Source organism: candidate division KSB1 bacterium, assembly GCA_024655945.1.
Lineage (GTDB): Bacteria > Zhuqueibacterota > Zhuqueibacteria > JANLFK01 > Oleimicrobiaceae > Oleimicrobium.
In genome coordinates this window covers 62,810-89,533 of record JANLFK010000006.1, presented here as the reverse complement: position 1 = coordinate 89,533, position 26,724 = coordinate 62,810, and the positions used below count along the sequence as shown (strand labels likewise).

Sequence of the window (26,724 nt, the reverse complement as noted above, 5' to 3'; positions counted from 1 at the left end):
TAATCAAAGGCGCTTGTCTTTGTGAAGAGATGGGGGTGTGGGAGGAAGTGGGCTTACGCAACGCCGGAACGGAATGCTCGGATTATCGACAGCCTGGATAGCCACGAAGGTTGACAATGGGGACCGCCTGCTCGATGCACTGCGCGAGACTGGCCTGTCTGCGTTGGAGCTGGACTACCGCGTGACGGCTACTATGCTGCAGCAAATGCGCCGCCGCCTACGGTCGCACGAGTTCAGGGTGCTGAGCGTGCACAACTACTGTCCCTTGCCAGAGGGCGTGCCTCAGCATCAGGCCTGCGGGGATCTGTTTCGCCTTTCCAGCACCGACGCTGAAGAGCGTGCCCAGGCGGTGAAGCTGTCGCTGAAATCGGTGCACCTGGCCGCCGACCTGGAAGCGCGTGCGGTGGTGTTCCACCTTGGCGAGGTGGTTATCGATAACCCGGACAACGACATGAGGCTGCGCCAGTTCTACGAGGAGAAGTTGGTGGACTCTGAGGAGGCGGAGGCATATCGCGCCCAGAAGAAGGCGGAACGGCTCGCCAAACGGCAGCCCTATCTGGACGCAGTTTTGCTGAGTCTCGATCGTATCCACGCCGAGGCGGTTCGTTTAGGCGTGTACCTGGGCGTGGAGAATCGTTTCTACCTTCATCAGATTCCGGATTTGGAGGAGGTGGGCATCATTCTCAATGAGTTCCGGGGCGGGAACATCGGCTACTGGCACGACTGTGGGCATGCTCACGTCCAGGCGTGCTTGCGTGTGACGCCCCATGAGGCCTGGCTGGAGCGTGAGGGAGCACATCTGCTGGGCGTCCACCTCCACGATGCTCGTGGACTCGAGGACCACCAGGCCCCTGGAACTGGCGAGATCGATTTCGACTTGGTGGCGAAATATCTGCGCGCGGACACCGTGCGAGTGATAGAGGTGCACCCAACGACCACTGTGACTGAGATCCAGGGCGCCATCGCCCTGCTGCAAAGCAAGGGCATAGCCGAGGCCACATGAATCAGTGGCGTAGCCGTGGACAGAGCGAGGCAAGAGAGAGGTCAAGGAGGGCAGCGAGAATTGTCCTCGCCCAGGCGCGTGCCGCTGAGCCGGGTACATTGAGATGGCAGAACTCCTGGCGCGGACAAAGATAGGGTGTTGTGGTTTCCCTGTGGCGCGTGCGCTCTACTACCGCACCTTTGCGGTGGTTGAGGTACAGCAGACCTTCTACCAGCCGCCCCAGGTGGCAACCGCGGCCAAGTGGCGGGCAGAAGCGCCGGAAGGCTTCGAGTTCGTGGTGAAGGCCTGGCAGCTGATCACTCATCAGCCGTCCAGCCCCACCTACCGTCGCCTCAGGGAAGCAGTTCCACCGGAGAGGCACGCGGCGTACGGCAGGTTCCAGTTGACGCCAGAGGTGAAGGCTGCCTGGACGCGGACGGCGGAGATCGCAAAGGCCTTGGGCGCGAAAGTCGTGCTTTTCCAGTGCCCGGCCAGCTTTACATGCAGCCAGGCCAACGTGGCCAATTTGCGCGCCTTCATGCGTGAGGTGGACCGGCACGACTTTGTGTTCGCCTGGGAACCGCGCGGTGGGTGGCCGGCCGAGCTCATCGGCCAGCTGTGCAGGGAGCTGGACCTGATTCACGTGGTCGACCCGTTCCGGACAAGCTCCGTGCATGGCCGGCCCGCGTACTTCCGGTTGCATGGGATCACAGGCGCCGGGTATCGCTACTCCCATGCCGACTTTGCGCAGCTGGCGCAGACACTCCAGCAAGTGGGAGAGGCCTACTGCATGTTCAACAACATGGCCATGTTTGACGACGCGCGCCGGCTGCGGGAATTTCTGAGCAAAATGGAGGTCCACTGAGTCCCCCCAGCACAGTTCTGCCCTTGCAGAAGGGGATCATCTACGGCCCGGTTGCATCGCGGCGACTGGGCCGCTCTCTGGGTATCAACTTGATGCCCACTGGCTACAAAGCATGCAGCTACAACTGCGTCTACTGCCACTACGGCTCGACCAAGGTGAAGACCGATCGCATGGAGGGCTTGGTCGAGGATCTTCCGTCGGTGGAACAGGTGGAGGCCGCGCTGGCTACAGCCTTGGCCAGCGGTGTTGATCCTGAGTACATCACCTTTTCCGGCAACGGCGAACCGACTCTGCACCCAGACTTTGCCGAGATAGTGGAGGTGGTGGATCGACTGCGGGACAGGCTTGCGCCACAGGCGAAGACCTGTGTGCTGTCCAATGCCACTGGCCTCGACCGGCCTGCCGTGGTGGCTGCTCTGCAGATGCTGGACTTGCGCGTCTTGAAGCTCGACGTGGGCACAGAGCAGGCTTGGAGGGTCGTGAACAGGCCGGCCACAGGGCTCCAATTCGCCCGGCTCTTGACCGGCCTGCAGGCAGTTCGTGATTGGGTGCTGCAGGCAGTCCTTTTCCAAGGAAGCATTTCCAACGTCGAGCCCGAAGAGCTTGAGCAGTGGATTCGTCGCCTTGGTGAGCTGCGACCGGCGGCGGCACAGATCTACACCGTGGACCGCCCCCCTGCGGATGGAACGTTGGCCAGAGTGCCGGTCTCCTTGCTGCAGGAGATCGCTGCCAGGGCAGGCAAGGAGACCGGTATTCCGGTGCAGGTGTACAGTGGGTCTGTTGGGGCAAAATCGCCCGGTCTGGCAAGTTCAGCCGCTGCCAGCGAGAAGCGTGGGCCGAAGAAGGAGAAAGCGTGACCAGCCTCCGGGAGAGTACCGAGCGCTTCCTGGTGGTCAAGCTGCGCCCGTCGCGCCTGGTCGCACTCAGCTTTGCCCTCGCCGCCTGCATCGGAGGGGTGCTTCTCAGCCTGCCCGCTGCCTCGGTAGGGCGGCCGCTGCGGACTCTGGACGCCTTCTTCACTTCTACTTCGGCAGTGTGCGTGACGGGGCTGACGGTGGTGGACATCAGCACGCGCCTCACGCTCTTCGGTCAGCTGATCGTGCTGGTCTTGATCCAGCTCGGTGGATTGGGCATCATGACCTTCTCGGTGCTGTTCATGTATCTGCTGACCAGGCGCTTCTCCATCCGAGGGCGCGAGCTGTTGGAAGAGACCTTTTCCCAACGTCCACTGCAGCAGATGAGCTCCCTGCTCAAACACGTTTTCCTGTGGACGTTCACGCTGGAGGCGATTGGCGCGGCTTTGCTCACGTTCCGTTTCTGGGAACGTTACCCAGGGCCGCGTGCTGTCTACTTAGGCGTGTTCCATGCGGTGTCCGCCTTCTGCAATGCGGGCTTTGGCCTCTTCTCGGACAGCCTTCGTCGCTACGGCGACGATCCTCTGGTGAACCTCACGGTCATGACGCTGATCGTGTTGGGCGGTTTGGGCTTCATCGTGCTGTTCGACATAGCCAACGGTTTTCGCTTCCGTCAGGGCAAGCGGCGGCAGGCAGTCTCGCTGCACACGCGCCTGGTCTTGATTGCCACCGCGGCACTTATCGCCACTGGCTTCGTAGCCTTTTTCGCCATCGAAAGTTTCAACTCCTTGCGCGGGATGCCCTGGTCGAGTCGCGTGCCGGTGAGTCTGTTCCAGTCGATCACGGCCCGAACCGCAGGCTTCTCCACCGTAGATACCGGCTCATTGGCGCACGCGACCTTGCTCGTGCTGATGGGACTGATGTTCATCGGGGCCAGCCCAGGCTCAACTGGGGGCGGCATCAAGACCAGCACGTTCGCCTTGCTTGTCGCTTTGCTGGTGGCGCGCCTGCGGGGCAGCGAAGACGTGAACTGCTGCCAGCGTCGCGTGCCTGCAGGTATCGTGGCCAAGGCCTTTGCCCTGGCGGTGTTCGGGGTAGTGGTCGTGGGAGTGTTCGGCCTGGCTTTGTCCATTACGGAGCTTGGTGTGGTGCCGTTCGCTGACAGTCGCGGGCAGGTACTGGCGGTGCTCTTTGAGACGGTGTCTGCCTTCGGCACAGTAGGTCTGAGCACCGGAATCACTCCGCAGCTGTCGAACGTCGGCAGGATACTGCTCATCGTGCTCATGCTCGTCGGGCGGGTGGGACCGTTGACCTTAGCAATTGCGCTGGGAAGAGGCGAGAGACGGCCAGCCGGGTACCGCTACGTTGAAGAGAGCGTGCTTGTCGGCTGATTGAGAAACGTTGCGAAAGGTGACCTATGCCGAGTTTTGCAGTCATTGGCTTGGGCAACTTTGGCTCGTACGTGGCCCGCTTCCTGAGCGAGCGGGGCTTCCAAGTTATGGCGATCGACAAGGACGAAGAGGAAGTGGACAGGGTGCGCCCGTTCGTGGCCAAGGCGATTGTCGGCGATGCGACCAACAAAGAGATGTTGCGCAGCCTGGGCCTGGACCAGATGGATGCGGTGGTGGTGAACGTTGGCGACGAGATCGATGCCAGCATACTCATCACCCTGTACCTGAAGGACCTGGGCACCAAGCGCATTATCGTCAAGGCGATCACCGAGGACCACCAGCGGATTCTGGACCTTATTGGCGCTACCGATGTCATCCTCCCCGAGCGCGAAGTGGCCTACAAGGTCGCGCAGAGCCTGGACAATCCCAACATCCTGGACTACCTCACCCTTGCGCCCGGCTACAGCATCATCGAGCTTGCGCCGCCGAGCAGCTTCCTGCACAAGACGCTGCGCGAGTTGGACCTCACCAACAAGTACGGCGTGCAGGTCATCATGGTCAAGGAAGTGGTTCCCGAGAACGTCAAAGTCGTGCCCGGTGCGGACCATGTGGTGAAGGATAGCGATATACTTGTCGTGGTGGGAAAGAATTCCGCCCTGGAGAAACTGATGCGCCTGAAGTGAGGCTGCAGACCCGTGTCGGGAGCTTCACGGCTCCACACTGCCTTGGCGGAGGGAACGCAGCCCGGCCAGGTGGGTTACGCGCTGAGCATGAAGGATTGGGTCGGTTCAGAGTGGATGGCCTAACACGAAGGGCTTCCGTATGGCGAAGGTATGGACTGAGGGACGACTCAAACTGCTCAAACAGAAATACGGAACCGTTGCCGCTGATGAGTTAGCTGGGGAGTTGGGGGTCTCGATTGCCGCTCTTCAAAGAAAGGCGAAGGAACTCAAGCTGAAGAGAAAGGAAGGGGCACCAGAACCCCCGCCCGAGGCAAAGCTCCCTCGTGCGGACGGGGCGATACTCGGGGGAGAAAAGGTCATCGACATCAATGGCCACGAGGAGGAGATGCTGCCGTCAGGGCTGTACATCCTCACCGAGGAAGGGTGGAAGCCCGTGATGATGCGCAAGTCACGTATCGCGCCACGGTAGGAGTCCTGCCGGGGCGGGTGGCGCCTGGGCTTGGCAGAGAAGGGGAGCGCAGTGCGGAGGCGGATTGGCCAGAAGAGCTCACAGGCACAAGTCTACCAGGAGGCGGGGTGCCGCGGTCCGCGCCTATCTCCGCCTGAGCAGATCCCCTGGTTACGGCTTCCTGGGCGTGGTCCCTCTGCTTGTGGTCTATGAATTACTGTCCTTGGGGAGGGCACATTCGCACCGCTCGGTAGTCTGGTATCTGGTCGAAGAGCTTCTCCGCAACGGACTGCAGAGCGCTGGCGGGGTGAGTGTGCTCCTGCTCAATGCCCTCATGATCGGGGTGTTTGCCCTGGTGGGCGTGTTGGGGATAAGGTGGAGCGGTCAGAAGCTGCAGCCGCTTTACCTTCCTGTGATGCTCGCTGAAGGAGGGGTCCTGGCGATTCTGTTGGCTCTGGCGCTGAACGCGGTGCCACGGCTGATGGTTGTTCCGCCTGAAGGCCTCTTCAACGTGACCACCAAGCTTGCGACGGCCATCGGCGCTGGCGTGTACGAAGAATTTGTCTTCCGTGTCGTGCTGCTGGGGGGCTTGGTGGTCCTCTTTTCCAGAGGGCGGAGATTTCCGCCGTGGGCTGCCTACATGCTGGCGCTGGTGATTTCCTCCATTGCTTTCGCCGTGGCGCACTACTTTTCCATGGGGAGGGCGCCCTTCGACCGCCACGTGTTCATCTTGCGCCAGCTCGCTGGGGTCGTTTTCGGCATCATTTACTGCCTGCGGGGGTTCGGGGTAGCGGCTTATGCGCACACCATGTACGATCTGTTCGTCCTGTTCACGTGAGGTAACGTGCAGCAAACTGAGAAGTGCCCACACTGTGGCCAGCCAATTCCACGCCATCGGAACCCAGTACCAACGGTGGACGCGGTGATTGAAGTCCCCCTCCCGCAAGGGGGAGAGGGTATCGTGCTCATCCGGCGCAAGAATCCGCCGTTGGGTTGGGCGCTGCCCGGCGGTTTTGTGGACTATGGCGAGACGGTCGAGCAGGCGGTAGTGCGCGAGGCAAAGGAGGAAACAGGTCTAAGCATCCGCCTGAAAGGGTTGCTGGGGGTCTATTCCGCCCCGGACCGTGACCCACGGGGCCATACCATCTCCATCGTGTTCGTGGCGGAAGCGGAAGGCTCCCCTGAGGGACAGGACGATGCGGCGAGCGCCGCCGTCTTTCCCTTGGATAGGCTCCCTTCGGACCTTGCCTTTGACCATGGTCGCATTGTCGCCGACTACTTGGCGCGGTGGCGAGGTGGGCAGTCCAAATCCGGTGCACGTCCATGAGCCAGTGGCTTCCCAACAGACGCAGATTCCTCATCTGGGCGGGCTCAGTAGCAGGCGCTTGCATAGTCCTGGCAGTAGCGGCTGCGGTCATCCTGCTCTTTGTGCCCCAGTTCTGGCACGCGCAGGCGGAGGCGCGGCAGGTGACCATCGCGCGCGGGATGAACCTTGCCCAAATCGCTCGCCTCCTCAAGGAAGAGGGCATCGTCACCGACAGCCGAGTCTTTCTCCTTGCCACCAAGCTGCTGCGCGCCGAGGCGCGTTTGAAGGCCGGCAGATATCGGCTCTCGCCCCGGCTGTCGCATTTTCGCATTGTCGACCTGCTCAGGAAAGGGCGGGTCACCGCAGAGTGGGTGAGTATCCCCGAGGGGGCGGAGTCATGGACAGTCGCCTCTATTCTGGCGCGTACGCTGGAGGTGGATTCGGCAGCCTTCATTGCATTGACGCGCGACACGAGCCTGTTGAGAGAGCTTGCGGTAGACGCCTCGTCGCTTGAGGGATACCTTTATCCAAGCACGTATCAGTTCTATTGGGGCGCGGCACCGGAGGTGGTAATCCGCACGATGGTGAGGGAGTTCTGGCGGCAGATGGGCGACAGTGTGCAGGCGGGCGCGCAGGCGATGGGCATGACGCTCCACCAGGTGGTGACCCTGGCCTCGATCATTGAGGGTGAGGTAATGCTTGATGCAGAGCGTCCGCTCATTTCCGCTGTCTACCATAATCGCTTGCGGCTGCGCATGCCGTTGCAGGCCGATCCGACCATACAATATCTCGTCCCGGGCCGAGGGCGCCGTCTGCTCAAGAGGGACTTGGCGGTCGATTCGCCGTACAACACGTACTTGTACCCTGGCTTGCCGCCGGGTCCGGTGAATAACCCCGGCATGGCCTCCATCGTGGCGGCGCTGCATCCGGCGCCGGTGGACTATCTCTACTTGGTGGCCCGCGGGGATGGCGGGCATGTGTTCAGCCGCACGCTCCGCGAGCATCTGCGTGCCAAGGAGCGCTTTGACCAGGTGCGGCGGCAGGTACAAGCAGCGCAGCGACAAAGGTGAGAACTCATGGCGCGTACAGGGTCGGCAAAGGGCAAAGAACTTCTTGCGGCGTTGAACGAGGTGCAGCGCGCGGCCGTCGTTGACGTGGAGGGCCCGGTCCTGATCCTTGCCGGGGCCGGAAGCGGCAAGACCAGAGTCCTCACCTATCGCATCGCCTACCTGATTGCCACCGGAAGGGCCAAGCCGGAGCAGATTCTGGCCGTCACTTTCACCAACAAGGCCGCCGGCGAAATGCGCGAGCGCGTCGACCAGGTGGTTCCCGGAATTGCGGCGGATATCTGGGTGAGCACCTTCCACTCCGCCTTTGCGCGCATTCTGCGACGAGAGGGCGGGCGCATTGGCCTGCCGAGAAACTTTTCCATCTACGATGAAGAGGACCAGAAGCGGCTGATCAAGGAGTGCATCGAAGAGTTGGGCCTGCCAGATGGGCGCTACAACCCCGGAGTGGTCGCGGCGCTCATCAGCCGCGCCAAGTCAGCGGTGGTGCTCCCAGGTGACTTTGCCAGTGCCGCAGAAAACGAGTTCGAGGCGAACGTGGCGCGCCTTTACCAGCGCTACCAGCAACGCCTGCGCGGGGCCAACGCCGCAGACTTTGACGACCTGTTGCTGCTGCCCATTATGCTCTTCCGTAGTCACCCGCTGGTGCTCAATGCTTACCAGGAACGTTTCCGCTACATTTTGGTGGACGAGTATCAGGACACCAACCGCGCGCAATATGAGCTACTTAAGCTGCTTTCCTCTCGCTACCGCAACTTGTGCGTAGTGGGGGATGATGACCAGTCCATCTACCGCTGGCGGGGAGCGGATATCCGCAACATCTTAGACTTTGAGCGCGACTTCCCGGACTGCAAGGTCCATTGGCTGGAACAGAACTACCGTTCCACTAAGTGCATCCTGGCCGCTGCCTCCTCGGTGATTGCGCACAACCGGGCGCGCAAGCCGAAAGAGCTGTGGACCGACGGGGCAACGGGCGAGAAGGTGACCATCCTCGAGGCGCAGTCGGACACTGACGAGGCGTTGGCGATCATTGCCAGGATGGAGCGGGAGTTCCAAAGTCGTCCTCGCAACTTTCGCGACTTTGTCGTGCTTTATCGCACTAACGCCCAGTCGCGCGTGTTGGAGGAGGCGCTGCGCAGGAGCGGCATCCCGTACAACGTGGTAGGGGGAGTGCGCTTCTATGAACGCAAGGAGATCAAGGATGTGCTGGCATATCTGCGCGTCATCTGCAATCCTCACGACACGATGAGTTTGCTGCGCATCATCAATTCTCCGCCGCGTGGCATCGGGGAGGCAACCATCGTGCGGCTGCGCGCCTTTGCCACCATGCTCGGCATTCCGTTGTTCGAGGGCCTGGGCAGGGCAGACCAGGTAGAGGGGTTGTCGCCAGCCATGCAGGAGCGGGTGCTGCGTTTCCATCGGCTCATTCGTAAGTACATCGACCTTCGCTCCGAAGTGCCGGCCGCCGAGCTGGCGGGGGCGCTCTTGGATGACCTGGGCATCCTGCGCATGTACAAGGAAGAGGGAACAGAAGAGTCCCTCAGCCGTGCGGAAAACGTACGCGAGCTGTTGAACGGCATTGCGGACTTTTGCCGTAACAACCCGGGCACCACGCTTGAGGACTACTTGCAGGAGATTTCGCTGCTGACCGACATCGATACGTGGAATGACCGTTCCAACGCGGTAAGCCTGATGACCGTGCACAGCGCCAAGGGTTTGGAGTTCCCTGTGGTGTTCATCACCGGGCTTGAGGAGGGGCTTTTCCCCATCGCCCGCTCGTTCGACAGCAACGAGGACCTGGAAGAGGAACGTCGCCTTTTTTACGTCGGCAGCACCCGCGCTAAGGAGAAGCTCTACCTATGCTGGGCCACAACCCGCTTGCGCCAGGGGCAGACTTACAGCTGCATGCCGTCGCGCTTCTTGGGCGAAATTGACCAGGAGCACGTGGAGTATGAGACAGCCGGCAGGGTAGGGAAGAGGGCGCAGCGCATGGCCCAGCCGGCGAGCAGGGCAGGAGGGGAGCGCCAGCGCGTCACGCGTCGTCTCAAGGCCTACGAGGAAGAGTCGCAGCTCCCCACCTACCTGATGCCGGGGTGCAGGGTGCGCCATCCCCAGTTCGGTCTGGGTACAGTGCTGAGCATTGCGCGGGCATCCAGCGGCACCAAGGTCACCGTCGACTTTGACGACTATGGCCAGAAGAAGATTATTCTTGAGTTCAGCCGCATGCAGGTGCTCTGAGATGGGGATGCAGGTGGCAGAAAGGTCCGCTCCCCCGCACCAGGAGGTCAGTTTCGGATGGCGCGTTGCGGCTCGCTTGAGGGTCTGCAGGTGATGTGCACCCCAGCCCATGGCGGAGAGAAAATGATCCAGACTTGGAAATACGGCTGCTTGCTGTGGGTAACTGCCCTGTTCCTTTTCGGGTGTTCCCGTGCGCGCGAGGACCACTGGCTCGGCTCGGGCACTCTGGAGGCGCGCCAGGTGACGGTCGGGGCGAAACTCGCCGGACAGCTTGTTGCCCTCTATGTCGACGAGGGCGACACGGTGCGTGCCGGGGCGCTCCTGGCCGCGGTTGATTCCAGCAAGCTGGTGCTGCAGAGGACACAGGTGAGCGCGGCACAGCGGGAGTTGAGGCACAACATCGCTAACGCCAAGCAAGCGGTGGAGCTGGCCGGGGAGCAGTACGGCAACGCGCGCAAACAGTACGAGCGCGTCCGCAGCCTGGCGGAGCGGGGCAGTGCCCCGCAACAACAGTTGGACAATGCCCAGGTAGCCTTGTCAACTGCCCGCACACAACTGGAAGCCGCCAGAAACAGCCTGGCTGCTCTCGAAGAGCGCGGCAAGCAGCTCCAAGCCCAAAGAGAACTGCTGGAGAGCCAGATTCGCGACGCCGCAGTTTCTGCGCCGCTCGCTGGGGTCATCGTGGCCAAGTACGTGGAGCAGGGCGAGATGGTGGCGCCCGGCTCACCGCTGGTGACCATAGCCGACCTCAGCGAGATGTGGGTCAAGATCTACCTGCCGGAGCCGGACCTGGACAAGGTCTCGCTCGGAACCAGGGTGGCGGTGCGTGCGGATGCACTGCCTGCGGAGGTGTTCGCCGGGACGGTGAGCTGGGTGTCGCCAAAGGCGGAATTCACTCCCAAGAATGTGCAGACAAGGGCAGCCCGCGCCGAATTGGTCTATGCAGTCAAGGTGGTCGTGCCCAATCCGCAAGGGCGGTTGCTCTTGGGGATGCCCGTGGAAGTGTCTCTGGTGCACTAAGGCCAAGTGGAAGCATGCGCCGCTGACATTGTCGTCGGTGACCTCTGGAAGGCCTACGGGCAAGTCGAAGCCGTCAAGGGCCTTTCCTTCGCCGTGCGCCAGGGCCGCCTCTTCGGCCTGATCGGCCCGGACGGCGCCGGCAAGACGACCACGCTGCGCATCCTCTGTGGTCTTCTCCGCGCCGACAAGGGGGAGTGCTTAGTCAAAGGGCACAACGTGGCCGTCCATCCCAGGCGGGTGAAGAGGCTCCTGGGCTACATGCCGCAACGTTTCTCCCTCTACCCCGACCTCACGGTCTCCGAAAACCTGCGCTTTTTCGCCGACCTTTTTGAAGTGCCGCGCGCCGAGCGCGAAACAAAGGTGCAGGAACTTCTGGCCTTCAGTCGACTGGCGTCCTTTCGGCAGTGGCGCGCAGGGAACCTCTCGGGCGGCATGAAGCAGAAGCTCGCCCTGTGCTGCACGCTCATCCACACGCCGGCAGTGTTGCTGCTAGACGAGCCGACTACTGGCGTCGACCCCGTGTCCAGGCGGGAGTTTTGGCGCATTCTGGGCCGTCTCCCCGGGCAGGGGGTCACGATTTTGGTAACCACGCCCTACATGGACGAGGCTGCCCGCTGCGACGAAGTGGCCTTCGTGCATCAGGGGCGCATCACCGCTCAAGGGCCACCCAGTGAGCTCGCCAAGTTGGCGCGAACGAGCCTGCTCGAGGTGCGCTGTTCGCGTCCTTTGCAAGCGGCGCGGCTCTTGAGTGACCTCCCCTCGGTTCTTAGCGTGCATGCTTTTGGCGATCACCTGCGCGTGGGCACAAAAGAACCCAAGCAGGCCAGGCAAGCGATAGGCAAGAGGCTACGGGGAAGTGGTGTTCCCGTCCACTCGCTCGCCGAAGTTTCTCCCACCATCGAGGACGCGTTTGTGGAGCTGATGGGCAAGTGACGACATGGGCAGACAACGCTGTGGCAATTCACGCGGAGGGTCTTTGCCGCACCTTTGGCTCCTTCGTAGCGGTGGACCACGTCTCCATCGATGTGCGCTATGGCGAGGTGTTTGGCTTCTTAGGTGCAAATGGTGCGGGCAAGACTACTACCATCCGCATGCTGTGCGGCCTTTTGGCTCCCACTTCCGGCCAGGCATGGGTGGCGGGTTTTGACGTGGTGCGCGCCAGCGAACGCGTCAAGGCATCCATCGGCTACATGTCCCAGCGTTTCTCCCTCTATGAAGATCTCACCGTCGAAGAAAACCTCGACTTTTACGGCGGCATTTACGGCCTACACGGACAGAGGCTGCACAGCCGCAAAGAGGCCATGATGGAGTCGTTGGAGCTTGCTCCCCACCGCCGCAAGCTTGCGCGGACGCTTCCCTTGGGCTGGAAACAGCGACTCGCCTTGTGCTGTGCTACCCTCCATGAGCCGAGAGTGCTCTTTCTGGATGAACCGACAGCAGGGGTGGACCCGCTTTCCCGCAGGGCATTTTGGCAGCTCGTCTACGGCGTGGCCGAACAGGGGAGCGCTGTCTTTGTGACCACGCACTACATGGACGAGGCAGAGTACTGCAACCGGCTGGGCATCATGCACGAGGGCCGGCTGGTCGCCTGCGGTTCGCCGGCGGCGCTCCGCGCGCGGTTCAGGGCAGGCCCTATGGAAGAGGTCTTCGTGCAGATTGTGGAGGGCGGTGCTCACCCAGCACATGCGCCCAGCGAGCCGGGTCACCAAGATGCGTAGCCGCCTGCTCGCCATAGCCCGCAAGGAGTTCCTGCACATCCTCCGGGACCAGCGGAGCCTGATCGTCATCTTCCTCCTCCCGCTCATCATGATGGTGCTCTACGGCTACGCCATCACTTTCGACATCAAAGAAATCAGAATGGGGCTGATCGACCGAGACAACACGCCGGCGTCGCGGGCGTTGTCGCGTTCCTTCACGGCGGGTGGCTTGTTTCGCGTGGTTGCTCAACCGAACGAGATGAGTCAGGTCGAGGGACTGATGCGCAGGGGCAAGGTGCATGCTGCCCTGATTATTCCCCGCGGCTACCAGCGGGAGCTGTACACCAAGCCGACCGCTGCTGTGGAACTGCTCATCGACGGTGCCAACGCGAACACGGCGACCATCGTCCTCAGCTACGCGCGCATGCTCATGGCGAAGATGGCCGTGGAGCGCCTGCCAGGGATGCCCGTCCCCTTTGAGGTGCGCCAGGTGGTCCTGTACAACCCGGAACAGCGCAGCATGGTCTTCATCGTGCCGGGGCTGGTGGCCGTGCTCATTATGATGATTTGCGCCCTGCTCACCTCCATAGCCGTCGCGCGCGAGCGAGAGACCAACACCGTGGAGCAGATCCTTGTCTCTCCAATCCATCCGCTGGAACTCATCCTCGGCAAGCTCGGCCCTTATGTGATCGTCGCGCTGTTGGATGCCAGCTCGGTGGTGGTCTTTTCGGTGCTGGTGTTTGGCATTCCCTTCCGGGGGAGCGCAGCCCTCTTGCTCCTTCTTTCAGTGGTGTTTGTCTATGCTTCACTCAGCCTTGGCGTGCTCATCTCCTCTCGGGCGACGACGCAACGCGCCGCGCTCATGGGTGCCGTGATGGCAACGTTGCTGCCGTCAATACTCCTGTCCGGCTTCATTTTCCCGATCGGGTCGATGCCAAGGGCGCTCCAGATAATCACCTATGTCGTGCCGGCACGATACTACCTGCGGATCATCAGAGGCATCATGCTCAAAGGTGTTGGTTTCCTTCATTTGTGGCACGACGCGTTGGCGCTTTTCCTGTTCGGTACAGTCCTGCTCCTCATCAGCGTGGGGAGGTTCCGCACGAGGCTGGAGGGTTAGGCGCGATGCGGCGCGTGCTCTGTGTCATTCGCAAAGAGTTCTTGCAAGTGTTTCGCGACCGGGCAATGGTGTTTCTGATTTTCATGGCGCCAATTGTGCAGCTCGTGGTGTTGGGGTATGTGGTCTCCAGCGAGGTCAGACATCTGGCGACGGTAGTCTGCGACGGCGATCGCTCCCTGCACAGCCGCGAGCTCGTCGCGCGTCTGCAGAGTTCGAAGTACTTCGATGTGCTCTTGGTTGAGAAGGATATTAAGCGGCTGGGAGACTATTTTGAGCGTGGCCGTGCCGCTGTGGCGCTGGTCATACCCACGGGCTTTTCCCGCGATGTGGTAGCCGGTCGCACGCCAGCGCTCCAAGTCGTGCTGGACGGACAGGACGCGAATAGTTCCAATGTGGCCCTTGGCTATGCAAGCGGCCTGATGCAGGACTATCTCAGCGAGCAGCTGCAACACCAGGCGTGTGTTCTCGGGCGCAGGCCACGGGTTGTAGAGCCCCGCGTGCAAGTCTGGTTCAATCCGGACCTCAGGGATCGCAACTACATGATCCCGGGTATTGTCGCTTTTCTGCTCACGCTCACCACCGCGCTGCTCAGCGGGATGGGGCTTGTCCGGGAAAAGGAAGTGGGCACCCTGGAACAGCTGAACGTCACGCCCATCAAGCCCTACCAATTGCTTTTGGGCAAGACCATCCCGTTTGCGATACTGGGTTTTGGCGAGGTCGCCTTGGCCATCGCCGTCGCCCGCTTGTGGTACCGGATACCCCTGCTGGGAAACATCGGGCTCCTGGCCCTGTTTGTGGTGCTATTTCTTTTTACAACCCTGGGTATTGGCCTCTTTGTGTCGTCCAGTTCGACCACTCAGCAGCAGGCCATGTTCTTGACCTGGTTCATTCTCATATTCGCCCTGATTACTTCTGGTTTTCTCTTTCCCATCGAGAACATGCCGGTGTGGATACAAGCGCTGAGCTACCTGAACCCGTTGCGCTACTTCATGTTGGTGGTGCGCGCGATCTTCATCAAGGGCTCTGGCGTCAGCGAGTTGTGGGAGCAAGGAGTGATCCTTGCGGTGTTCGGCCTCGCTATCCTCTTGGTGAGCGCGAGGCGTTTTGAGAAGCGGATTCGGTGACCAATGCCGGAGCTGCCAGAAGTAGAAACCATTCGCCGCTCTCTCGAGGCAAAGATTTGCGGTCGTCCGATCACCGGGGTAGAGGTGCGGGACGGACGCTTGCGTCATCCAGTGGACAAGGCGGCAGTGTGCAGTGTGGTAGGGCGCAGGATCGTGGCCCTCGGCAGACGGGGCAAGTACTTGCTGATGACGCTTGACGACGGGCGGATGGTGGTCATCCACCTGGGGATGAGCGGGCACCTGCGCTTGTGCGCCCCTGGCTCACCGCTTGAGAGGCACGATCACGTGCTGTTCACGTTGGGGGCAGACTGGCAGTTGCGCTACAATGACCCACGCCGCTTTGGCACCGTGCAAGTGGTGAAGAATGCGGAAATTGAGCAGCGGGGCGCTTTCGCGAACCTGGGCCCCGAGCCGCTGAGCGGCGCCTTCACGGCGGCCTACCTGCGAGGGCGCGCCCAGGGGCGGAGCGTCGCGGTCAAAAGCTTCCTCATGGACTGCCGGGTTGTGGCAGGCGTAGGCAACATTTACGCAAACGAGGCGCTATTTCGCGCCGGCATCAATCCGTTACGGGCGGCTGGCTCGCTGTCGGCGCTGGAGTGGCGGCGCCTGCGCCGTACCGTGCGCGAGGTGCTGCGCGCTGCCATCAAGCGAGGCGGCACCACTCTGGGCGATGAGCGGTTTCGCAATCCTGAGGGGGAAAAAGGTTATTTTCAGGTACGGCTTGATGTGTACGGGCGGGAGGGGCTGCCTTGCCCACGGTGTGGGGCGAACATCGTGCGGGTGCGGCTCGCCGGGCGGAGCACCTATTTCTGTCCAGGTTGCCAGAGGTGAGCAAGAGTTGCTTGTCCGGCATGGAGGCTGGACGGAAAACGAAAAGGGAAGGACGCGTGTCCTTCCCTTTTCGCTATCAGTTCCCGGCGGCGACCTACTCTCCCACACGGTCGCCCGAGCAGTACCATCGGCGCTGGCGGGCTTAACTTCTCTGTTCGGAATGGGAAGAGGTGCTTCCCCGCCGCTATAGCCGCCGGAATTTTTCCAATTTGCGATTTAGGTGTGAGGTTTGTCCTCTCGCTTGCAGACAAGTCACTAACCATCTGCTGCAAACATACGATGTTTGGTTAAGCCGCACGGCCTATTAGTATCACTCGGCTGAGTACGTTGCCGTACTTACACCTGTGACCTATCGACCTCGTCGTCTACGAGGGGCCTTTAGCCCGCCTTGCGGCGGAGGGGATATCTGATCTTGGGATGGGTTTCGCACTTAGATGCTTTCAGCGCTTATCCCGACCGAACGTAGCTACCCTGCGCTGCCACTGGAGTGACAACAGGCACACTAGAGGTTCGTCCACTCCGGTCCTCTCGTACTAGGAGCAGCTTCCCGCAAATATCCTACGCCCGCGACAGATAGGGACCGAACTGTCTCACGACGTTCTAAACCCAGCTCACGTACCGCTTTAATAGGCGAACAGCCTAACCCTTGGGACCTTGTCCAGCCCCAGGATGCGATGAGCCGACATCGAGGTGCCAAACCGGGCCGTCGATGTGAACTCTTGGGCCCGATAAGCCTGTTATCCCCGGAGTACCTTTTATCCTTTGAGCGACGGTAATTCCACCTTCAACCGCCGGATCACTAAGCCCTGCTTTCGCATCTGCTCGACCTGTGTGTCTCGCAGTCAAGCTCCCTTATGCCTTTGCACTCTACGCACGATTACCGACCGTGCTGAGGGAACCTTTGGGAGCCTCCGTTACGCTTTAGGAGGCGACCGCCCCAGTCAAACTACCCACCTAGCATTGTCCCCGGACCGGCTTCACGGCCCTGGGTTAGAATTCCAGTAAAGTAAGGGTGGTATTTCAACGGCGGCTCCCCCCGAACTGGCGTTCGGGGCTCATAGCCTCCCACCTATCCTACACATACAATACCAAAATCCAATGCTAAGCTGTAGTAAAGGTTCACGGGGTCTTTCCGTCCCGTCGCGGGTAGCCGGCATCTTCACCGGCACTACAATTTCGCCGAGCCCCTGGTTGAGACAGCGCCCAAGTCGTTACACCATTCGTGCAGGTCGGAACTTACCCGACAAGGAATTTCGCTACCTTAGGACCGTTATAGTTACGGCCGCCGTTTACTGGGGCTTCGGTTCGGTGCTTCCCCCGACAAGTCGGGGTGACACGTCCCCTTAACCTTCCAGCACCGGGCAGGTGTCAGTCCCTATACGGCGCCTTACGGCTTGGCAGAGACCTGTGTTTTTAGTAAACAGTCGCCCAGGCCATTTCTCTGCGACCTCGTTGGGCTCTTCCAGTCCCACCGAAGTGGGATGGATTCACCTACTTGAGGCACCCCTTCTTCCGAAGTTACGGGGTCAGATTGCCTAGTTCCTAAACCAGGGCTCACTCGAGCACCTTAGGATTCTCTCCCCGTCTACCTGTGTCGGTTTGCGGTACGGTCACCTGTGGGCCTCACTTAGAGGTTTTTCTCGGCAGCATGCTTAGGGTCAGTTTGTGGGCAGAGCCCTCCCGTTGGTGTCTCGGAGTTATGACCAGGCGGATTTGCCTACCCGGTCCTCCTACGCACTTAGACCGGCAATCCAGAGACCGGCTGACCTTTCACTTCTGCGTCACCCCATGGTGTCTTTGTCGACCCACTGGTGGTACAGGAATATTCACCTGTTTTCCATCGCCTACGCCTTTCGGCCTCGGCTTAGGGTCCGACTAACCCTGAGCAGATTAACTTTACTCAGGAAACCTTAGACTTACGGTGTTCCGGTTTCTCACCGGAATTCTCGCTACTTATGCTGGCATAGTCATTTCCAGGACCTCCAGCGCTTCTCACGAAGCACCTTCGCAGGCAACTGGAACGTTCCCCTACCTCCCATCACCTTGCGGTGACGGGACCGTAGCTTCGGCGGTAGGCTTGAGTCCCGTGAATTATCGGCGCGGAGTCACTTGACCAGTGAGCAATTACGCACTCTTTAAATGATGGCTGCTTCTAAGCCAACATCCTGGTTGTCTGTGCAATTCCACATCCTTTGCCACTTAGCCTACACTTAAGGGCCTTAGCTGGCGGTCTGGGTTGTTTCCCTCTCGGCAACGAAGCTTATCCCCCGCTGCCTGACTCCCGTACATCGAGGTACCGGCATTCGGAGTTTGTCTGGGTTTGGTACCCTTGTGAGGGCCCTAGCCCAATCAGTGCTCTACCTCCGGTACTCTAATACGAGGCTAGCCCTAAAGCTATTTCGGGGAAAACGAGCTATCTCCGAGCTTGATTAGCCTTTCACTCCTATCCACAGCTCATCCAAGCCGTTTTCAACCGACACTGGTTCGGACCTCCATCTCGTGTTACCGAGACTTCATCCTGGCCATGGATAGATCGCCCGGCTTCGCGTCTACTGCACGCTACTGAGGCGCCCATTTCGGACTCGCTTTCGCTACGGCTACCCCACTGAATGGGTTAACCTTGCAACGTACAGTAACTCGCCAGCTCATTATGCAAAAGGCACGCCGTCACCCCGCCGAAGCGGGGCTCCGACTGCTTGTAAGCACACGGTTTCAGGTCCTATTTCACTCCGGTTCCCCGGTACTTTTCACCTTTCCCTCACGGTACTAGTTCGCTATCGGTCACGAGAGAGTATTTAGCCTTGGCCCGTGGTCGGGCCAGATTCCCACGGGGTTCCACGTGCCCCGCAGTACTTGGGAGCTCAGGACAGGAAGCTCATTGGTTTTCGCCTACAGGACTATCACCTTCTCTGGTGAGCCCTTTCCATGGCTCTTCGGCTAACCGCTGAGTTTGTCACTTCCCGGCCACGCTGCGCCGTGAACCCTCCTGAGTCCCCCAACCCCTGTCCTACAACGCACGCAGGCTTGGCATAGGACAGGTTTAGGCTCTTCCCCGTTCGCTCGCCGCTACTGAGGGAATCGCGTTTGCTTTCTTTTCCTGAGGGTACTGAGATGTTTCAGTTCCCCTCGTTGGCCCTCACCCGCCTATGGATTCAGCGGGGAGTGTTCCGGCATTGCCCGGAACGGGTTGCCCCATTCGGAGATCCCCGGGTCTCAGGTTGTTTGCACCTATCCGAGGCTTATCGCAGCTTACCACGTCCTTCATCGCCTTCTCGTGCCAAGGCATCCACCGTGTGCCCTTAGTAGCTTAACCAAACGCCTAAGGTTTGCAGCAGATGGTTACTGACTCCGTCTGACGAAGCCAGAGAACCCTTGGTTGTGCCTTGTGAAGCTACCCAAATCGCAAATTGTCAAAGAACAGCCTTCAGGGTGCCCTGAAGGGACGGTGTGGAGCTGATCGGAGTCGAACCGACGACCTCCGCCTTGCAAGAGCGGCGCTCTCCCAACTGAGCTACAGCCCCGTCTCTGGAAGAGCCGGTCTGTCAGTCGCCACCCTCCAGCGTGGGCCTAAGTGGAGTTGAACCACTGACCTCACGCTTATCAGGCGTGCGCTCTAACCGACTGAGCTATAGGCCCGATGCACAAAAAGATCGGACAACGAAGAGCATCGATGCCCGATATCTTCTATGGTCAACAGGCGTGCATGGCCTGCCTTCGCAGGCCTCGGAGTGGGTAGTGGCGTGAGGGCCACCCCCATGGCTCCCTAGAAAGGAGGTGATCCAGCCGCACCTTCCGGTACGGCTACCTTGTTACGACTTCGCCCCAGTCATCGATCTCACCGTGGACAGCTCCCTCCCGCCGAAGGCGGGTTGGGCCACTGGCTTCGGGTGCTCTCGACTCCCATGGCGTGACGGGCGGTGTGTACAAGGCCCGGGAACGTATTCACCGCGGCATGCTGATCCGCGATTACTAGCGATTCCGCCTTCATGCAGTCGAGTTGCAGACTGCAATCTGAACTGAGACCGGTTTTCAGGGATTTGCTCCACCTCGCGGTATTGCCTCCCGTTGTACCGGCCATTGTAGCACGTGTGTAGCCCTGGACGTAAGGGCCATGAGGACTTGACGTCATCCCCACCTTCCTCCCCGTTATCCGGGGCAGTCCCCTTAGAGTTCCCAGCATGACCTGATGGCAACTAAGGGCAGGGGTTGCGCTCGTTGCGGGACTTAACCCAACACCTCACGGCACGAGCTGACGACAGCCATGCAGCACCTCTGCAGCCGTCCCCGAAGGGAGGGCCCGATTTCTCGGGATTTCGTCTGCAGTTCAAGCCCAGGTAAGGTTCTTCGCGTTGCATCGAATTAAACCACATGCTCCACCGCTTGTGCGGGCCCCCGTCAATTCCTTTGAGTTTCAACCTTGCGGCCATACTCCCCAGGCGGGGCACTTAATGCGTTAGCTGCGGCACTGATTCATTACGAACCAACACCTAGTGCCCATCGTTTACGGCGTGGACTACCAGGGTATCTAATCCTGTTTGCTCCCCACGCTTTCGCGCCTCAGCGTCAGTTACGGACCAGGAAGCCGCCTTCGCTACCGGTGTTCTTCCTGATATCTACGCATTTCACCGCTACACCAGGAATTCCACTTCCCTCTTCCGCACTCAAGAATGGCAGTTTCGGAGGCAGGCCAACAGTTGAGCCGTTGGTTTTCACCCCCGACTTGCCACCCCGCCTACGCGCCCTTTACGCCCAATGATTCCGGACAACGCTTGCCCCCCCCGTATTACCGCGGCTGCTGGCACGGAGTTGGCCGGGGCTTTCTCTGGAGGTACCGTCAGCACCCGACACTGTTCGCGTCAGGCTTGTTCGTCCCTCCTAACAGGGCTTTACACTCCGAAGAGCTTCATCACCCACGCGGCGTTGCTGCGTCAGGCTTTCGCCCATTGCGCAATATTCCTCACTGCTGCCTCCCGTAGGAGTCTGGGCCGTATCTCAGTCCCAGTGTGGCCGGACACCCTCTCAGGCCGGCTACCCATCGTCGCCTTGGTGAGCCGTTACCTCACCAACTAGCTAATGGGGCGCAGGTCCATCCCGCGGCGCTATCCCGACGAATCGAGACTGCTTTGCTCCCTGCGACATGCGCCGCAGGGACATTATCCGGTATTAGCCCCCCGTTGGAGGGGTTATCCCAGTCCTCGGGGCAGGTTACCTACGTGTTACTCACCCGTCCGCCAGTGTACTCGGGATTCCGAAGATTCCCTTTCCCCTTGACTTGCATGTGTTAGGCACGCCGCCAGCGTTCGTCCTGAGCCAGGATCAAACTCTCCGTTGTAGAGTTCTTTCCTTTTTCGTCGCATGATTGAAGACCCACGAACGACAGGGCCATGCACGCTGTTGCCAAAGAACAAGCTCCAAGCCTTTCGTCTCGAGCGAAGTTAATATACAAAACCAACCCCTGTCTGTCAAGAGGTTTTTTTGCAAAAGCCAAAATTTTTTGCCTTGTTCCACCCCTGGTGGCGCGCGACTCCAGCCACCCAACCAACGGCCGGCTCGCGCCCGGAGAAGCGCCGCCAAAGTTGCCAGTATGCCCCCGTGCCCGCAAAGGCATTCTCACTTGGCCCAGGCACCCAGCCCTGCGCGAGGCGGGGGCGCGTGACCGGTGATCCCGCACCAAAATGATTCTTGTTTTCCACCGTGCACTTTGCTATCTTTGCTCTCAAGCAGGCCGCTTCCCAGTACCGGCAAAGCAAGAGCGTTCCGAGGGACAAGAGGCCCTTTGGCTGTTTTTCACTAATGTGGAATCTGCAAGTTCCTGTGAAAGAACCACGATGCTGACCGTGCGCATCATCCCCTGCCTGGACGTGGAAGATGGGCAGGTGGTGAAGGGAGTCAGGTTCACGCAGCTGCGCCGCGCCGGCGACCCGGTGGCGCTGGCAATGATGTACAACGAACAGGGCGCCGACGAAATCGTCCTGCTGGACGTCGCCGCCAGCTACCGGAGTCGGCGCACCATGGTCGAGGTGGTGGAACGCGTCTCCGACTCGGTGTTTGTGCCGCTCACCGTCGGCGGGGGCATTCGAACCATTGCAGACATGCGGGACATTCTGAACGCCGGGGGCGACAAGGTAGCCATCTGCACTGCAGCCTTGGAGAGGCCCGAGCTCATCATTGAGGGCGCGGCGCGCTTCGGCTCCCAGTGCATCGTTGTGTCCATCGACGCCAAGCGGGTGGGGCAAGGCTGGCACGCTTTTGCCAAAGGGGGGAGGATCGACACCGGCATCGATGCCCTGGCCTGGGCGCAGGAGGCAGAAAGACGCGGCGCCGGGGAGATTTTGCTGAACTCCATCGACAGGGATGGCACGCGCCTCGGGTACGATGTGGAACTGACGCGGCAAGTGGCTGATGCGGTGTCAATACCTGTCATCGCCTCAGGAGGGGCGGGCGCGTTGGAGCAAGTCTACCAGGCGGTGGCGGAAGGACATGCGGACGCCGTGCTGGTTGCCTCCCTCCTCCACTATCAGGAGTTTACCGTTGCGGATATCAAGCAGTATCTGAAAGCACGAGGTGTGCCCATCCGATGATCATCCCCTCTATCGACCTCAGCAAGGGAAAGGCCGTGCAGCTCCGTCAGGGGCGAGACAAAGAGTTGGAACGCGATGATCCAATTGCCCTGGCCAGGGAGTTTGACCGCTACGGGGAGGTGGCGGTCATCGATCTGGACGCTGCTTTTGGGACCGGCGACAACGAATCGTTGGTGCGGCAACTTTGCGCGGTGGCCGACTGTCGCGTGGGCGGCGGCGTGCGCTCCGTGGAGAAGGCGCTCCAGGCCATCGGCGCCGGGGCGCGGAAGGTCATCGTGGGCACCAGGGCCTTCACCTCCACAGGAGTAGATGAGGCCTTCTTGGGGGAGCTTGGCCAGGCGGTAGGCAGGGAGAAGGTCATCGTCGCCGTGGACGCCTACGACGGCGAGGTGGTCACCAAGGGTTGGGGCCACCGCACCGGGCTGAGGGTGACAGAGGTCGTCGAGCTGTTGGGACCCCACGCAGGGGAGCTCCTGTTCACCTGCGTGGAGCGCGAGGGCCTGATGCGGGGCACTGATCTTGAACTTGTGCGCCAGGTCGTGGCGAGGGCGCACATGCCGGTTACCGTCGCCGGTGGCATCGCCTCGTCCGATGAAGTGGCCCGCATCTCGGCCTTGAACGCACATGTGCAACTGGGCATGGCCATTTACACAGGTGCCATGAGCCTGCCTGAGGCGTTCAGCGCGGCGGTGAATTGGGACTCTGGCCTGGTGCCCACTATTGCCTGCGACCCCTCCGGGCAGGTGCTGATGCCGGCGTACAGCACTCGCGAATCCCTGGAGCGCACCTTTGCGACCGGCAACGCCTGCTACTATTCCCGTTCCCGGCAGAAGGTCTGGATGAAAGGGGAGAGCTCCGGCAACGTGCAGCGCTTGCTGCGTGCGCGGATGGACTGCGACCGCGACGCGTTACTCTTCACCGTGTCTCAGCAGGGCGCGGCCTGTCATACCGGAAACTATAGCTGCTTTGGCGGGCGGCACTTCTCATTGGAGGAGCTCCAGGAGGTGATTCTGAGCAGATTGACGAATCCCACGCCCGGCTCGTACACGGCTGGTCTCTCTGACGCCGAGGTGCGGGCGAAGCTGCTCGAGGAGGCCGGGGAAGTTGTCGACGCAAAAACCCGTGACGAGATAGTCTGGGAAGCAGCAGATGTGCTCTACTTCCTGACGGTGCTCTTGGCCAGGGAAAAGGTTCCGCTGGAAGAGGTGTTCGGCGAGCTCCGCCGGCGGCGTCTCTCCAGCCGGCCTCAGGCAAACACGAGCAAGGAGAATTGATGCGTATCGTGCATGCAGAGCAACTTGGCGAGAGCTTCTATCAGCGCCCCTGGGGGCTGGCCCAAGATGTGCGGCCCCTGCTCGAGGAGGTGAGGCGCCATGGCGACGCTGCCGTGCGTGCCCTGACGCTGCGCTACGACGGCGTTCGGCTTGAGAGCTTTTGGGTGGAGAAAGAGGAGATCCAGGGAGCTTTTGCGCGAGTGCCGGAAGGGCTGGTGGAAGCCATAAGGCGGTGCATAGAGCGGTTGCGCCTGTTCTGCGAGCGGCAGCTGGCTGACTACAAAGACTTTGACATGGAAATCGAAACGGGGCTGTTTGTGGGGCAGCGCGTGGTGCCTGTCGAAAGGGTGGGGGTCTATGCGCCGGGTGGACGCTTCCCACTGATCTCGTCGGTGTACATGGGCGTTGTGCCGGCGCGGGTGGCTGGCGTCAGACAGGTGGTCGTCTGCTCGCCGCCGACCTTCCAGGGTTCGGTGCATCCGGCCTTGCTGGTGGCTGCCGACTTGGCCGGGGCTGATGAGGTGTATCGGATTGGCGGCGTGCAGGCAATAGCCGCGCTCGCTTACGGCACAGAGAGCGTGCGCGCTGTGCACAAGATCGTGGGTCCGGGCAACGCCTTTGTCACGGCTGCCAAGCGCGAGGTATACGGCCAGGTGGGGATCGACTTTGTCGCCGGGCCGAGCGAAGTGCTGATCATTGCCGATGAGCAGGCCGACGCGGAAGTCGTGGCGGCGGACCTCTTGGCCCAGGCCGAACACGATCCCGACGCATCCCCACTGCTGGTGACCACCAGCGCACGCTTGGCGGAACGCGTGCGCGCAGCGGTGGCGCGCCAAGTGGCGAGTCTGGCTACTGCTCCCGTGGCAAGAGCCTCCTTGGAACGTAATGGGCTCATTGTGCTTGCGCGTTCCTCAGAGGAGGCGATTGCCGTGGCCAACCGCTGGGCCCCCGAGCATTTGGAACTGCAGGTGAGAGATGTGGAGCCTTACTTGGCCGGCCTGCGCAACTTTGGCTCGCTGTTCATTGGCGCCGGGGCCGCCGAAGCCTTGGGCGACTACAGCAGTGGTCTCAACCACGTCTTGCCTTCCAACGGTGCGGCTCGGTACACTGGGGGACTCGGCGTGCGCGATTTTCTCAAGGTGCAGACCGTGCTCAGGGTGGAAGGCTCTCCGCCAGCTCGCCCCCTGGAGGACGGGGTGCGGCTGGCGCAAGCCGAAGGTCTTGAGGCACACGCCCGGTCGCTGCAGGCCCGGAGGAGGTAGTGGACCTCCTTCCCATTTGCCTTCGTCGATAGGGGCAAAGTGGGGTACGGGCTAACCGCTGTGGGGTGTCGCAGGCCTGTCAAGGAGGCACGTGGCCAGGCAAATACTGTCAGGAAGCCTCCTGGAGATTACGCGTTGCATGTGCTTCTCCCTTGGCGGAGGCTCCGGGCGTTGTACTTCCCGCTGGCGCCTAGATGTAGGGACAGGAGGTGGCAACCTCCGGAAGGACGTCTGGGGCCTCGCAGAGGCGCCGCTGACCAAGCGAAGGTTGCGAGCTGACATGCCGGAGGTCTGCTACACACTCAGCATATCGTGCATGGGGTCTTTGAACCATTGCTTCTGGCTGCCGTTCGGACAGTAGACCCAAACTGCCCCTGCGACGCATCCCGCCGATTCACCGCAACCCCATTTCCCGGCTTGTCATTATTCTGGCCTACGGCAAAGGCCTACCGGTTTTCGCGCCTCTGGGCAGCCCTTGATCCGCCGGGCACTGAGCCCATGGAAGGTCCTTCTGCCGTCAGAATGCCCCATGTGAGCGTCCAGTGGCTCGTCGAGTTGCTGTGTTACGGGTCCAGGGCGGTCGCTTCCCCACACGAGGCAGTCAGGCGGTGACGCTTGATCTGCATCTGTTAGTCAGAATGCCCTGCCGGGGCAGTCTTCGTCCCCGCTCTTCGTCCGAGCCACCCCTGTAGGCAAACCTATGCAGATCAAGCTCAGAGTTGGTAGAGGAGGAGTTCGCACCCTTAGCGACAGGGCGCGCTGGAGGCAAAAAATTTGCGTGTGGCAGAATTTTTCGCTTGACAATTTGGGGAAAGGTGGTTATATTGCGGCATGAAATCGGTTTCATGGCTTCGCGGAGCCTGCCTGAGGCCAGGTCGCCGCATGTCGAGAAACCGGTTACATGCAGCGTTTGTCCATTAGCCGGAAGATGGCACGATGAGCAACCGGCCAACCATCAGGACTGTTGCCGCACGAGCCGGGGTTTCTCCTGCCACCGTCTCACGGGTACTCAATGACAGCGCGCCGGTGAGCGACGAGACCCGCGAGCGAGTGCTTAGGGCTGCCCGTGAGCTGGACTTTACCCCGAACCTCATCGCGCGTGCCCTCACCGTAAAGAAGACCTTCCTTCTGGGTGTTATCCTCCCCGACCTATCTGGTGAATTCTTCACTCAACTTTTGCGGGGCATCGATGAGGTCGCCTATGGCAAGGGCTACCATATCCTCGTCTCCTGTTCCCACAGCCACCGCAATGAGATCCACACCTTGGCCAAGTTGATGAGCGAAGGGCGGGTTGATGGCCTTATCGTCATGGAACCGCTGCTGGGCACCAAGGCGCTGTCGTCGCTTGCGCGCTTTCGCATGCCAGTGGTGGTGCTCAACTTCCCGTGGAATGGCGGCATGGTGCAAAGCATCCTGGTTGATAACCAGCGCGGGGCTTACTTGGCGACCAAACACCTGCTGGACCATGGCTACCAGCCCTTGGCCATGATTCGTGGCCCGGCCGGCAACTTCGACGCAGAAAAGCGCGAGCAGGGGTACCGGGACGCCTTGCGGGAACGTGGCATGGACCCCGAGGCGGAGGGTGGCGCGTATCTGGTCCGGGGCGATTTCGACCGTCGTTCTGGCTATTTGGCGATGAGCATGTTGTTGGGTTTGGCCAAGCGGCCGCGCGCGGTCTTTGCCGCCAATGACGAGATGGCCATCGGCGCCTATGGTGCCATCCGTGACCACGGGCTGAGCGTTCCCGATGATGTGGCCATCGCAGGATTCGACGACATCGATGTGGCCTCCTGCATCCGTCCACCACTGACCACTGTCCACGTGCCGATCACCGAACTCGGTTCCAAAGCAGCCGACCACCTGATTCGTGCAATCGAGAGCAAGGATGAAACGCAACCGACTCAGAACACGGTTCTCCCCACCGGTTTGGTGATTCGCGAATCTTGCGGTTGCATTGGGCACCGCAGTGAACAGAGCTGAA

General features: G+C 60.9%; 20 protein-coding genes, 2 tRNA genes and 3 rRNA genes. 20 read left to right on the top strand and 5 right to left on the bottom strand.

All coding sequences use genetic code 11. The features are described from left to right. Window positions 1-73: 73 nt before the first annotated feature. The 16 genes from NUW13_09250 to mutM all read left to right on the top strand — a co-directional run bounded on the left by NUW13_09250 (window position 74) and on the right by mutM (window position 15,626). Window positions 74-1,003, top strand: coding sequence for a sugar phosphate isomerase/epimerase (locus tag NUW13_09250; protein MCR4439210.1), 930 nt, complete (start codon window positions 74-76; stop codon window positions 1,001-1,003). A 103-nt stretch (window positions 1,004-1,106) separates the two neighbouring features. Continuing rightward, window positions 1,107-1,847 (top strand): DUF72 domain-containing protein, encoded by a 741-nt coding sequence (locus tag NUW13_09245; GenBank protein MCR4439209.1) that lies wholly within the window; start codon window positions 1,107-1,109, stop codon window positions 1,845-1,847. 23 nt (window positions 1,848-1,870) lie between these two features. After that, window positions 1,871-2,704, top strand: coding sequence for a radical SAM protein (locus NUW13_09240; GenBank protein ID MCR4439208.1), 834 nt, complete (start codon window positions 1,871-1,873; stop codon window positions 2,702-2,704). Beyond that, window positions 2,701-4,092 (top strand): TrkH family potassium uptake protein, encoded by a 1,392-nt coding sequence (locus NUW13_09235; GenBank protein MCR4439207.1) that lies wholly within the window; start codon window positions 2,701-2,703, stop codon window positions 4,090-4,092. Before NUW13_09240 ends, NUW13_09235 begins: the two co-directional genes overlap by 4 nt. A 26-nt stretch (window positions 4,093-4,118) precedes the next feature. Further along, window positions 4,119-4,775 carry a TrkA family potassium uptake protein gene (locus NUW13_09230; GenBank protein ID MCR4439206.1) on the top strand — a complete coding sequence of 219 codons (657 nt, stop codon included), beginning with the start codon at window positions 4,119-4,121 and terminating at the stop codon, window positions 4,773-4,775. Between the two features lie 139 nt (window positions 4,776-4,914). Next, complete coding sequence (locus NUW13_09225) at window positions 4,915-5,244, top strand: hypothetical protein (protein ID MCR4439205.1); 330 nt, start codon at window positions 4,915-4,917, stop codon at window positions 5,242-5,244. A gap of 64 nt (window positions 5,245-5,308) precedes the next feature. Next, complete coding sequence (locus NUW13_09220; protein ID MCR4439204.1) at window positions 5,309-6,061, top strand: CPBP family intramembrane metalloprotease; 753 nt, start codon at window positions 5,309-5,311, stop codon at window positions 6,059-6,061. 6 nt (window positions 6,062-6,067) lie between these two features. Beyond that, the gene (locus NUW13_09215) at window positions 6,068-6,550 is read left to right on the top strand and encodes an NUDIX hydrolase (GenBank protein MCR4439203.1); all 483 of its coding nucleotides are present in this window, start codon (window positions 6,068-6,070) and stop codon (window positions 6,548-6,550) included. Beyond that, the gene (mltG, locus tag NUW13_09210; GenBank protein ID MCR4439202.1) at window positions 6,547-7,599 is read left to right on the top strand and encodes an endolytic transglycosylase MltG; all 1,053 of its coding nucleotides are present in this window, start codon (window positions 6,547-6,549) and stop codon (window positions 7,597-7,599) included. Before NUW13_09215 ends, mltG begins: the two co-directional genes overlap by 4 nt. A gap of 6 nt (window positions 7,600-7,605) precedes the next feature. Further along, window positions 7,606-9,834 (top strand): UvrD-helicase domain-containing protein, encoded by a 2,229-nt coding sequence (locus NUW13_09205; GenBank protein ID MCR4439201.1) that lies wholly within the window; start codon window positions 7,606-7,608, stop codon window positions 9,832-9,834. A 123-nt stretch (window positions 9,835-9,957) separates the two neighbouring features. Continuing rightward, window positions 9,958-10,854, top strand: coding sequence for an efflux RND transporter periplasmic adaptor subunit (locus tag NUW13_09200; GenBank protein MCR4439200.1), 897 nt, complete (start codon window positions 9,958-9,960; stop codon window positions 10,852-10,854). Between the two features lie 6 nt (window positions 10,855-10,860). After that, a complete protein-coding gene (locus NUW13_09195) occupies window positions 10,861-11,787 on the top strand; it encodes an ABC transporter ATP-binding protein (protein MCR4439199.1) in 927 nt (308 codons plus the stop codon). Then, entirely contained in the window at window positions 11,784-12,572 is a 789-nt protein-coding gene (locus NUW13_09190) for an ABC transporter ATP-binding protein (GenBank protein ID MCR4439198.1), read from the top strand. Before NUW13_09195 ends, NUW13_09190 begins: the two co-directional genes overlap by 4 nt. After that, the gene (locus NUW13_09185) at window positions 12,538-13,671 is read left to right on the top strand and encodes an ABC transporter permease (GenBank protein MCR4439197.1); all 1,134 of its coding nucleotides are present in this window, start codon (window positions 12,538-12,540) and stop codon (window positions 13,669-13,671) included. Before NUW13_09190 ends, NUW13_09185 begins: the two co-directional genes overlap by 35 nt. 5 nt (window positions 13,672-13,676) lie before the next feature. Then, window positions 13,677-14,795, top strand: coding sequence for an ABC transporter permease (locus tag NUW13_09180; protein ID MCR4439196.1), 1,119 nt, complete (start codon window positions 13,677-13,679; stop codon window positions 14,793-14,795). A gap of 3 nt (window positions 14,796-14,798) precedes the next feature. Beyond that, on the top strand, window positions 14,799-15,626 hold the full coding sequence (mutM, locus tag NUW13_09175; GenBank protein MCR4439195.1) for a bifunctional DNA-formamidopyrimidine glycosylase/DNA-(apurinic or apyrimidinic site) lyase: 828 nt from the start codon (window positions 14,799-14,801) through the stop codon (window positions 15,624-15,626). Between the two features lie 81 nt (window positions 15,627-15,707). On the opposite strand, the gene rrf is transcribed toward mutM, so the two are convergent. The 5 genes from rrf to NUW13_09150 all read right to left on the bottom strand — a co-directional run bounded on the left by rrf (window position 15,708) and on the right by NUW13_09150 (window position 20,958). Beyond that, a 5S ribosomal RNA gene (gene rrf, locus NUW13_09170) occupies window positions 15,708-15,824 on the bottom strand. An 85-nt stretch (window positions 15,825-15,909) separates the two neighbouring features. Next, window positions 15,910-18,939, bottom strand: a 23S ribosomal RNA gene (locus NUW13_09165). Between the two features lie 135 nt (window positions 18,940-19,074). Beyond that, window positions 19,075-19,147, bottom strand: a tRNA-Ala gene (locus NUW13_09160). Window positions 19,148-19,188: 41 nt separating this feature from the next. Next, window positions 19,189-19,262, bottom strand: a tRNA-Ile gene (locus NUW13_09155). A 131-nt stretch (window positions 19,263-19,393) separates the two neighbouring features. Next, window positions 19,394-20,958: ribosomal RNA gene (locus tag NUW13_09150) — 16S ribosomal RNA — on the bottom strand. The 16S, 23S and 5S rRNA genes sit together here with 2 tRNA genes alongside, the layout of an rRNA operon. A gap of 496 nt (window positions 20,959-21,454) precedes the next feature. On the opposite strand from NUW13_09150, the gene hisF reads away from it, so the two are divergent. The 4 genes from hisF (at window position 21,455) to NUW13_09130 (ending at window position 26,723) form a co-directional block, all read left to right on the top strand. Next, window positions 21,455-22,207 (top strand): imidazole glycerol phosphate synthase subunit HisF, encoded by a 753-nt coding sequence (gene hisF, locus NUW13_09145; GenBank protein MCR4439194.1) that lies wholly within the window; start codon window positions 21,455-21,457, stop codon window positions 22,205-22,207. Beyond that, window positions 22,204-23,481 carry a phosphoribosyl-AMP cyclohydrolase gene (gene hisI, locus NUW13_09140; protein MCR4439193.1) on the top strand — a complete coding sequence of 426 codons (1,278 nt, stop codon included), beginning with the start codon at window positions 22,204-22,206 and terminating at the stop codon, window positions 23,479-23,481. Before hisF ends, hisI begins: the two co-directional genes overlap by 4 nt. Next, window positions 23,481-24,743, top strand: coding sequence for a histidinol dehydrogenase (gene hisD, locus NUW13_09135; GenBank protein MCR4439192.1), 1,263 nt, complete (start codon window positions 23,481-23,483; stop codon window positions 24,741-24,743). Before hisI ends, hisD begins: the two co-directional genes overlap by 1 nt. A gap of 936 nt (window positions 24,744-25,679) precedes the next feature. After that, window positions 25,680-26,723: a LacI family transcriptional regulator gene (locus tag NUW13_09130; protein MCR4439191.1), complete on the top strand. Its 1,044-nt coding sequence runs from the start codon at window positions 25,680-25,682 to the stop codon at window positions 26,721-26,723. Window position 26,724: the final 1 nt, after the last annotated feature.